Below are 8,702 nucleotides of genomic sequence, written 5' to 3' on the forward strand. Positions count from 1 at the left end.
AAGCCCAGTCAAACTGGGCTTTTATAAAATACTATATCAAGGTTAGCAAAGCTTGAACTGGGTGTTTAGGTTTTACCCCTTCAAAGCGTTTGACTTGGCTTCGGCAGGAATACCCCGTAATCAAGCAGCGTTCATTGTCGAGCTTATCCAAGTTTGGTTTCCAGCTCAGGTCATAAATGTCACGCGACATCGATAGCTTGTCTACCTCATGACCAAAGGTTCCTGCCATGCCACAACAGCCAACGGGCACGGTGTTCAACACTGCACCAAAGTGAGCGAAAATAGCCCCCCACTCTTTCTCGGCATTTGGCATTTTGGTCTTCTCAGTGCAATGGGCGAACAAATACCAAGGCGCTTGCTGTTTCGATTCAAGAGCATCGAACTCGTTCAGCCTTGGATACAACCACTCATGAGCGGTAAGCACATCGAACTCGCCGCGCTTGCCACCCAATACCTCAGCGTACTCATCGCGGTAACACAGCACCAATGCAGGATCGACGCCCACCATTGGAATGCCTAAATCCGCAACCATTTCCAAAAACTTCGCGGTATCTTGCGCGGTGTTCTTAAACTGACGTAAGAAACCTTTAATGTGCTGAGCTTTACCATTTGGCTTAAACGGTAGAAGAACCGGATTCATGCCGAGTTTCTGAACCAGCTTGATGAAGTCTTCCACCACCTCGGCGTCGTAATAACTGGTGAACGGGTCTTGAACAATCAGCACATGCTTTTGTTTGTCTTCAGAAGATAAACCGCTGAGTGCTTGCAAGTCATAAGTCGTGGTTAACGTCTCTACTCGCTCTTTCAAAGTCGGTACAGACAACAACGGAGCATCAACATAACCTACTGTCGAAGCCGTTAAACTCTGCACCCAAGATTGTTTGAGCACACCATTTACCACACTTGGCGCTTTGGCCATCAGTGGCAGCATGGATTCAATGTTTGACACCAAGTAGTCTTTTGCCGGACGTTGGTAACGTGAGTGGTAAATATTGAGGAAGCGAGAGCGGAAGCTAGGCACATCCACTTTAATAGGGCACTGGCTCGCACACGCTTTACACGCTAAACAGCCATTCATCGCTTCATACACTTCATGGGAGAAATCATACTCGTGACGACGATTAATCAAATGGCGTACACGGTCGATCATGGTTTTGATGGACGTTTTGTTTTCCAACGTCTGCTTCTCTAGATCGAGAATATCAATTCCCTGCTCAGTCAATTGGCGTAGCCACTCACGAACTAAGCCCGCACGCCCTTTCGGTGAATGACGGCGGTCTGCCGTGACTTTCATTGAAGGGCACATGGGTGAGCTGGTGTCGTAGTTAAAACACAAGCCGTTACCGTTACACTCCATCGCTTGTCTGAAGCTATCACGTACCTGAACATCAATCTGGCGATCGAAGTGGCCGCGTTTGGTGTCGGTGACTTTCACAAGCTCTGCATCGCTATCCAGCGGCGTACAGATCTTACCTGGGTTCATTTTGTTGTGTGGGTCAAAAGCGGCTTTCACTCGGCGCAATTCAGTAAAGAGTTCTTCACCAAAAAACTCTGGGCCGTATTCAGAGCGGAACCCTTTGCCGTGTTCACCCCACATTAAGCCGCCGTATTTTGCCACCAGCTTAACCACCTCATCCGAGATTTCATGCATCAAGGCTTCTTGATGAGGATCGCACAGATCCAATGCAGGACGAACGTGGAGCACACCTGCGTCTACGTGGCCAAACATGCCGTAGTTAAGTGATTTTGCATCAAGCAACTCGCGGAACTCAACGATAAAGTCCGCCAAGTTTTCTGGTGGAACACAAGTGTCTTCGGCAAACGCAACAGGCTTAGCGCGCCCTTTCGCCGCGCCCAATAAACCCACGGCTTTTTTACGCATGTTGTAGATACGGCCGATGCTCGCCACATCACTGCATACTTGGTAGCCAATGATGCCCGCTTCTTCTGTTTCTAGCATGCTATCAAGTTTGGCCGTTAGGAACGCAACTTGAGAAGCAACTTCTTCTTCATCCTGACCAGCGTACTCAACCATATTAATGCCAAGCATCTCTTTATCTGGTACGTCGGTAATCAAGTCACTAACGGTGTGCCAAACGATGTCTTGTTTCGCGAGGTTCAGTACTTTTGAGTCTACGGTTTCAACCGACAAAGCCTTCGCCTCAACCATGAATGGCGCGTTACGCAATGCAGAATCAAAACTGTTGTATTTAACGTTAACCAAAGTACGTGCTTTGGGAATACGGGTTAGATTGAGCTTTGCTTCCGTGATAAACGCTAATGAGCCTTCCGCGCCACATAAAACTCTTGTGATATCGAAACTATCTTTCTCTTCATCAAACGCATTTTTAAGGTCATAGCCCGTAAGGAATCGGTTTAATGGAGGAAACTTATCGTTAATTTGCTTGCGCTTGTCACGACATACCGACTCCGTCACACGCATTGCCGTATCGGCAAATTCCCCTTCATTCGGCAAGCCATGAGAAAGGTCGGATTCCAAAATCGAACCATCAGCAAAAACCGCTTGAAGAGAGAGAACGTGATCGGAAGTTTTACCGTATTTAAGCGAGCCTTGCCCGGATGCATCCGTGTTGATCATCCCGCCGATCGTGGCGCGGTTACTGGTCGATAAGTCTGGAGAGAAGAAATACCCATAAGGGCGAACGGCATCATTCAATTGGTCTTTGACCACACCCGTTTGAACACGAACCCAGCCCTCTTCTTCATTCACCTCTAACACTTTGTTCATGTGGCGAGACAAGTCGACCACAATACCCTTCGTTAAAGACTGTCCGTTGGTGCCTGTACCGCCACCACGAGGAGAAAAAGTAATGCGTTCGTATTCTTCTCTATTGCTGAGTTTACCGATGAGGGAAACATCTTGGGTGGTTTTGGGATGGACAACAGCCTGAGGGAGTTGTTGGTAGACACTGTTGTCAGTGGCTACCGCGAGACGGCTAGAATACTGGCTTTCGATATCGCCAGTGAACCCGGAATGCTCCAGCTCTTTGAGAAAACTAAGAACAAGAGGATCTACATCCGTTTGCGAGTGTAATCTTGGTAACATTTGCTTCCTGCCCCTACTGCGCTGATCCAATCAGCTGCGGGTTATCTAATTTTTAATCATCCTTGCCTTTCGCTCCAACAGCCGTTTACGGAGGAAAGTCGTGAATGAAGTTGTTTTCTTTGAATTATGTCACTTTACAACATTTAAAAAAGCGTTCAAATCAGAATCTCAATACAATATTTAAACTTATACTTTATTTTTGAAGGCTTGATGCCTTACATTGAAAGGGAAATAGCCTTTCAATATGAGCTTTCAGGATGAAAAAAAATAAAGTTGTAACCACTGAAGATATCCTTCTAAAACTTTGCCAGTCGGTTTCTGGCGTTCTCACTTCGGCAACCTCTTCTCAAATTAATTACTCTGCAATGGTGCAAAAGATCAACAAAACCAGCCTCAAGCCGGATTTTGGTTGTTTTGTGCTGTTTGATGGCGGTTTCACTGGCCTAGTTGTGATTAACTTTACCGCGAAAGCGGCGCTTGAGATCTACACCAATTACATGCGCAATATGGGCATGCCAGAAGAAGAACTGGCGATCTCACACACCTCAGATGAAGTGGGCGATGTACTGGGTGAGCTGATGAACCAACTTGTTGGTGACTTCACCAACAAGATTCGCAAAGAGCTGCAAACCAACATCACTCAGAATCAGCCAAAAATGCTGTCACTGAACAAGCAAGTGATTCTGCAAGTCGATACCAACCTCGACCGCCCACAAGCGCGACGTGTGACTTTCTCAACAGCAAACAACAACATCTTCTATCTAGAGCTTGCCATGGACAAAACTGAGTTTATCCAATTAGAAGAGTTTGAAGTGGCGGAAGATGAAAGCCCAGACGATATTCTGGAAGCCACGCGCAAAAGCATGGAAGACAAAAAAGCAGCAGAATCGGCGAGCAACAAGAGTGATGCCGATGATCTGCTTGACCAACTTGGTCTGTAATTTTTGTTGATAACCTCATCATCGCAAAGCCCCTTTTTACAAGGGGCTTTCTTTTTGCAGCACGCTTTTCCCTTGCTATCGTTATTCCGTTTTTGCCTCAAAAAAGGTAATATGTCCGACTTCTTAAATTTTCCGTTCTCGGTACTGGTTGTCGATGGATAAACAAAAAGCTCTGAAAAAAATCGCCAAGTGTTTAGAACTGGGCAATTCCGCCAACGTAAATGAGGCAGCGAACGCTATCAAGATGGCGCACCGTCTCATGCTGAAATACGGCTTGGACAAAGATGATATTGAGTTTATCAAAATGGGTAAGACTCAATCTTCACACCTCCTGCCGACTAACATCAGCTCAACACTGCTGCGTGTGATTCGTGGCATTAACACCAAGTTCGGTGTTGAAGCGGTTCTACTGAACCACAAAGGGCTTAAACGTGTCGAGTTTATCGGTGAAGCAGACCGCGCAATTTTCGCGGCTTTCGCTTTCGATATTATCTATCGCGAACTAAACGAGAGTACCGGGCAATTCCGCAATAGCTTTGCTGGTTCTGGCACCTCTTCAATGGAAGTCACTCGTCGCGTAAACTCATTCGTTTCTGGTTGGGTGGAAGGCGCGTTAGAGAAGCTGCCAGTGATCTCGCCAGACGAAGAGTCAGCAAACAAAATCAATAACTACATAGATAAAGAATTTAAAAACATCGATCGTGAGACGTTCAAGAAGCAGCTCAAAGAAGCGATGAAGAACATCACGGCAGACTATGAAGTAGGCTTGAAGAAAGGCCGTAAAGTCTCCGTTAACCGTGGTGTTGGCGGTGAACAAGCTAGGAAAATGTTGGGCGACTCTTCTAAGTAACCATAGAACTGGTCACAACGTCGCCAACTATAAGAAAAAGCTTACAAAAGTTCTCTCTGCCTGACGTTCTCATAACAAATATCAATACTTTCTATTCCATAATTCACATCCCATTATGAGGCGCACTTGCGCCTCGGCTTATACGGAGATTTTCCCTTGAAAAAGATGTCTATTGCACTTGCGCTAGTGCTGGCTCTTACTGGCTGTCAAGCAACACAACGCCAAAACGCAACCACAGGTGAATACGAAACTAACTCAACCACGCAAGGTGCGCTTATCGGTGCGATCGCAGGTGCGGCAATTGGCCTAGCTGTGGGTGATAACGCAAAAGAACGCCGTAAAGGTGCTTTGATTGGTGCAGCTGCTGGCGGTGCAACAGGCGCTGGTGTTGGCTACTACTTCGACCAACAAGAAGCGGAACTGCGTCGTGCCCTACTAAACTCTGGCGTACAAGTTGAACGCGTTGGCGAAAACCAACTGCTTCTTCGCATGGAAAACGGCATTGGTTTCTCTTCAAGCTCTTACCAACTTGATTCAAGCATCCACAACACACTGCGTGGCGTGGCTCGTATCCTAGTTGAATACCCAGACACAAGCCTTGTGATCGATGGTTACACAGACAGCACAGGCAGCGATTCTTACAACCAAACGTTATCTGAGCGCCGTGCTGAATCAGTACGTCAGTACCTAGTGTCACAAAAAGTTGCTCCAGGTCGCGCAATTGCACGTGGCTACGGTGAGCGCAACCCAATTTGTTCAAACCAAACTTCTGAAGGTCGTGCTTGCAACCGTCGTGTTGAAATCCAGATCTTGCCACTGAAGTAATTTGGTTGCACCATACCGGTAATAATAATGATTACCGGAGCAGGTCTAGCGAAGTGCGCTAGACCTGACATATCCAATGTCTTTCAGAACCATTGCCCTCACCTTTGCTTTAAGTACCTGCTTTAGCAGCACTGTATTTGCTTCCCCAAATCCAACACAACCCGAAGCCCAATTCGATCTTGCTCAGCAACTGGCACTGAAACCCAATCCAGAGTCACCTACAGATGCCCGTTATTGGTTAGAGCAATCGGCACACCAAGGGTATTTGCCCGCTCAAAAGCAATTAGCAGAAGATTACGCACGCGGCTTAAGCGGTAATATCGACTACACTCAGGCAGTCTATTGGTTTACCTCGGTTGCATTAAATGATCCGACTGACCGCGGCTTTCTGTTAGCGGATTTTGTTCAGCATCATCAAGCTGACGTTTCAAACTCGGATCTAGTGGAAGCTTGGTATCAATTGTCTGCACTTAAAAACCCTCAAGCAGAGCAAGCCCACAATCAGTTTTTAGAAGAGCGCTTCAATCAACTCAGAGCGAAACAAGTTTCTGAGATTGTCGAGCTTGATAAAAAAGCCACCGATGAAGAGAAACAAGAAAAAGTAGAGATACAGCAACAGGCGAAAGCGGACGAGTCCAACATTTGGTACGCTTCCGGTGCACTGGCTGTCGCTTTGCTGCTGGGTGGAGGTGCCTTTGGGTTCCGTAGAAACAGTCATAAAGCTAAAGTGAGCGCTGCGTACGAAGCCTCTAAGGCTCAGCAACTAGAGACACAAGTTAAAGAACTGCAGTTTGCTAACAAACAGCTTAAACGCCAATTGGAAAAAGTATTTAAAGAGTTTAAGAAGATCAAAGGGCAGCCTGAAAACCAAAAGCTCCTCATCGCTTGTGCCATGTTTGGCTATACTCCGCAAACCATCCCAGACAGTAAGGCAGTAAAGTTGCGCTACAGACAATTGTCAAAACTCTATCACCCTGATTCTAGGGGAAGTGAAGAAGAGATGAAGCTTTTAAATCAAGCGTTTAAAACTATTTCACAAAATGTTACAAAAGAGTAAAACACCGTCGCACACCTTAGGCTTGCGAGCTTTTCACCCTCGAAAACAAAGGCTCGCAATCGATCTCCCTCTCAAACAAATTAACAGACATTTAACCTGCCTATCTTTTGTATGCCATAATACTCGGCGAAAAATAACACCTAACGACTCAAAATTCATATAGGTGGGGAGAAAATCAATGTTCACTGAAGAAGGCACCTGTGACTGGTGTAAAAAACCTAGCTTTGTAACTCGTCATGATTACGTAGATGGTAAGTACCACAGTTCTTGCAAAGCTTGCTACGACATCGCCAAAATCGATGTTCGCCTATTCAACCAAGGCGAATTGCAAATGCGTGAACGCATGGCGCAAAGAGCAAGTTAACAAGAGCAAATCAACGGAACTGATTTTCAAGGGCGCCTTTTTACAAGGCGCTTTTTTGATCCCGCTTCAATACTTATCTCGCCGAGATTGTCTTGAGGGTATTCATATTCCCTAACTCTCCGGTGTTTCGATGTCTATTAACAAACCTATCTAAAACAATGTCACTTATTTCATAGTGAAGACGATGGTATTCCCTGTCAGCGGGTCAAACCAATGATGGTTCTGGAGTATAGTTTTTGCTCAAACACAAAACATTGGTGACCACATGTATACAGATGAAGCAGCCGCAATCATTGCCAACCAGCCGCCTGAAGTCGTTGCGACCGGTGAGTTGATGGTTTTGAAGAACACAATCAAGCGAAAAGTGTCAGGGCCTAATAGAGCGCGTCTACTGAGAATCGCAGGCTCTGATTTAGGCAGTCTATGTACACGAGCAAACCCTGGCAACATAGAACAGATTCGTGCCATGTTTCAATCCATGGTACAGCTCGTTAGAGCCGGTAACATTGGCCAGTTTGAAACAGAAGTCGCACGCGCAAAAACCGAATTCTAACCATTATTAAACATCGATCCTTGTATTTTCAGGCTGCGAATTCGCAGCCTGCTTTTTATCTACTTATCGAATTAGGTCCCCTGTTAGCAGCCATCTTACTGCCCGCTTCACTTCAAACTTCCGCTGTATATTTATCTTCCTCACAACTTTAAGGACTCTTAAAACCCAGTAGAGAGTCTCAAAAAGTACTGTATAAACCTGGAAAAAACCACTGTATACAGAGCTCAGAAGTACTGTATATACAGTAGTAAACACCTGTATATACAGTAGTAAACACCTGTATATACTGTACCGAAATGCAGACCATCTCACATTTCCCCACCTTTATCAAACATGTCAAAAATTAAAATAGCCATTTAATTTCAATAACTTAACAAACATAAAATGATAACTAAGAGAACGTTTTTCAACTCAATTCATAAAAATCGGTTGATCAGGCATCAAAAACAAACTACTGTATACACATACAGCATGTATAAAGGAACAGTAAGATGCAGTTACAAACTCAATCTCATACATACTCTCGTTACAACGTATTGGCACAAGCAACACAACCTATGGATGTGTCTGACCAACTGCTTTCTAAGTTGGCAGTATTGTCTCAACAGCAACAATGGGTCCTGTTTACCGCTGAGTGCCCTCGTCCTGATTTTGAGCAACTTGCTGCTTCCAACATTCGCTGTCAAAACATCATTCAGATGAAGCCATCTCAACAGCTTTCTGAAGTGGAAATCGTGATTAAAGCTATTCAGTCTGGTAACGCCAGCGCCGTCGTCGCGTCGAACAAGATTGCATTAATGAACCAATCAATGCTTCGCGACATCGCTCAACGTTATCAGTGTGAAGTCTTTTTCGTCGAAGGCAGAGTGAACAAGTACCACTAACAAGATCGACGTTATCCATCCTGCATCTCGCCTCCTTTTAAGGCTGTCTCTTGATCACAAGTCTAGTGCTCAAGAGACATTGCGAGCTCGTAGCCTTCAAGGATGGTTTGTAGTTTAAACCATCCTTCCCAAAGCACCTTTATTGAAGCTCTACCCGTCCT

General features: G+C 45.5%; 8 protein-coding genes. 7 read left to right on the top strand and 1 reads right to left on the bottom strand.

Translation table 11 applies throughout. The features are described 5' to 3' along the window. Positions 1–31: 31 nt before the first annotated feature. Positions 32–3,067, bottom strand: a complete 3,036-nt coding sequence (locus tag GXP65_RS09045) for an FAD-binding and (Fe-S)-binding domain-containing protein (protein WP_162092623.1) — start codon at positions 3,065–3,067, stop codon at positions 32–34. A 257-nt stretch (positions 3,068–3,324) separates the two neighbouring features. Here GXP65_RS09045 and GXP65_RS09050 point away from each other — a divergent pair, with 257 nt between their 5' ends. The 7 genes from GXP65_RS09050 (at position 3,325) to GXP65_RS09080 (ending at position 8,541) form a co-directional block, all read left to right on the top strand. Further along, positions 3,325–4,008, top strand: a complete 684-nt coding sequence (locus GXP65_RS09050) for a DUF3334 family protein (protein ID WP_005428030.1) — start codon at positions 3,325–3,327, stop codon at positions 4,006–4,008. Between the two features lie 154 nt (positions 4,009–4,162). Then, a complete protein-coding gene (locus GXP65_RS09055) occupies positions 4,163–4,858 on the top strand; it encodes a DUF2786 domain-containing protein (protein ID WP_005428026.1) in 696 nt (231 codons plus the stop codon). A gap of 156 nt (positions 4,859–5,014) precedes the next feature. Continuing rightward, a complete protein-coding gene (locus GXP65_RS09060) occupies positions 5,015–5,683 on the top strand; it encodes an OmpA family protein (protein WP_005533475.1) in 669 nt (222 codons plus the stop codon). Positions 5,684–5,759: 76 nt separating this feature from the next. Further along, complete coding sequence (locus GXP65_RS09065) at positions 5,760–6,740, top strand: J domain-containing protein (protein ID WP_162092624.1); 981 nt, start codon at positions 5,760–5,762, stop codon at positions 6,738–6,740. 178 nt (positions 6,741–6,918) lie between these two features. After that, positions 6,919–7,104, top strand: a complete 186-nt coding sequence (locus GXP65_RS09070; protein ID WP_005428035.1) for a hypothetical protein — start codon at positions 6,919–6,921, stop codon at positions 7,102–7,104. A 265-nt stretch (positions 7,105–7,369) separates the two neighbouring features. After that, entirely contained in the window at positions 7,370–7,657 is a 288-nt protein-coding gene (locus GXP65_RS09075; protein ID WP_005428049.1) for a hypothetical protein, read from the top strand. Between the two features lie 491 nt (positions 7,658–8,148). Then, a complete protein-coding gene (locus tag GXP65_RS09080; RefSeq protein WP_005533471.1) occupies positions 8,149–8,541 on the top strand; it encodes a SulA-like leucine-rich domain-containing protein in 393 nt (130 codons plus the stop codon). Positions 8,542–8,702 lie beyond the last annotated feature (161 nt).

Source organism: Vibrio sp. LB10LO1, assembly GCF_010092875.1.
Classification (GTDB): domain Bacteria; phylum Pseudomonadota; class Gammaproteobacteria; order Enterobacterales; family Vibrionaceae; genus Vibrio; species Vibrio campbellii.

Excerpts from the sequence above, each read along its gene's own strand:
- GXP65_RS09075 (WP_005428049.1), top strand. The coding sequence starts at position 7,370 with ATGTATACAGATGAAGCAGCCGCAATCATTGCCAACCAGCCGCCTGAA.
- GXP65_RS09070 (WP_005428035.1), top strand. The coding sequence starts at position 6,919 with ATGTTCACTGAAGAAGGCACCTGTGACTGGTGTAAAAAACCTAGCTTT.
- GXP65_RS09050 (WP_005428030.1), top strand. The coding sequence starts at position 3,325 with ATGAAAAAAAATAAAGTTGTAACCACTGAAGATATCCTTCTAAAACTT.
- GXP65_RS09065 (WP_162092624.1), top strand. The coding sequence starts at position 5,760 with ATGTCTTTCAGAACCATTGCCCTCACCTTTGCTTTAAGTACCTGCTTT.
- GXP65_RS09045 (WP_162092623.1), bottom strand. The coding sequence starts at position 3,067 with ATGTTACCAAGATTACACTCGCAAACGGATGTAGATCCTCTTGTTCTT.
- GXP65_RS09080 (WP_005533471.1), top strand. The coding sequence starts at position 8,149 with ATGCAGTTACAAACTCAATCTCATACATACTCTCGTTACAACGTATTG.
- GXP65_RS09055 (WP_005428026.1), top strand. The coding sequence starts at position 4,163 with ATGGATAAACAAAAAGCTCTGAAAAAAATCGCCAAGTGTTTAGAACTG.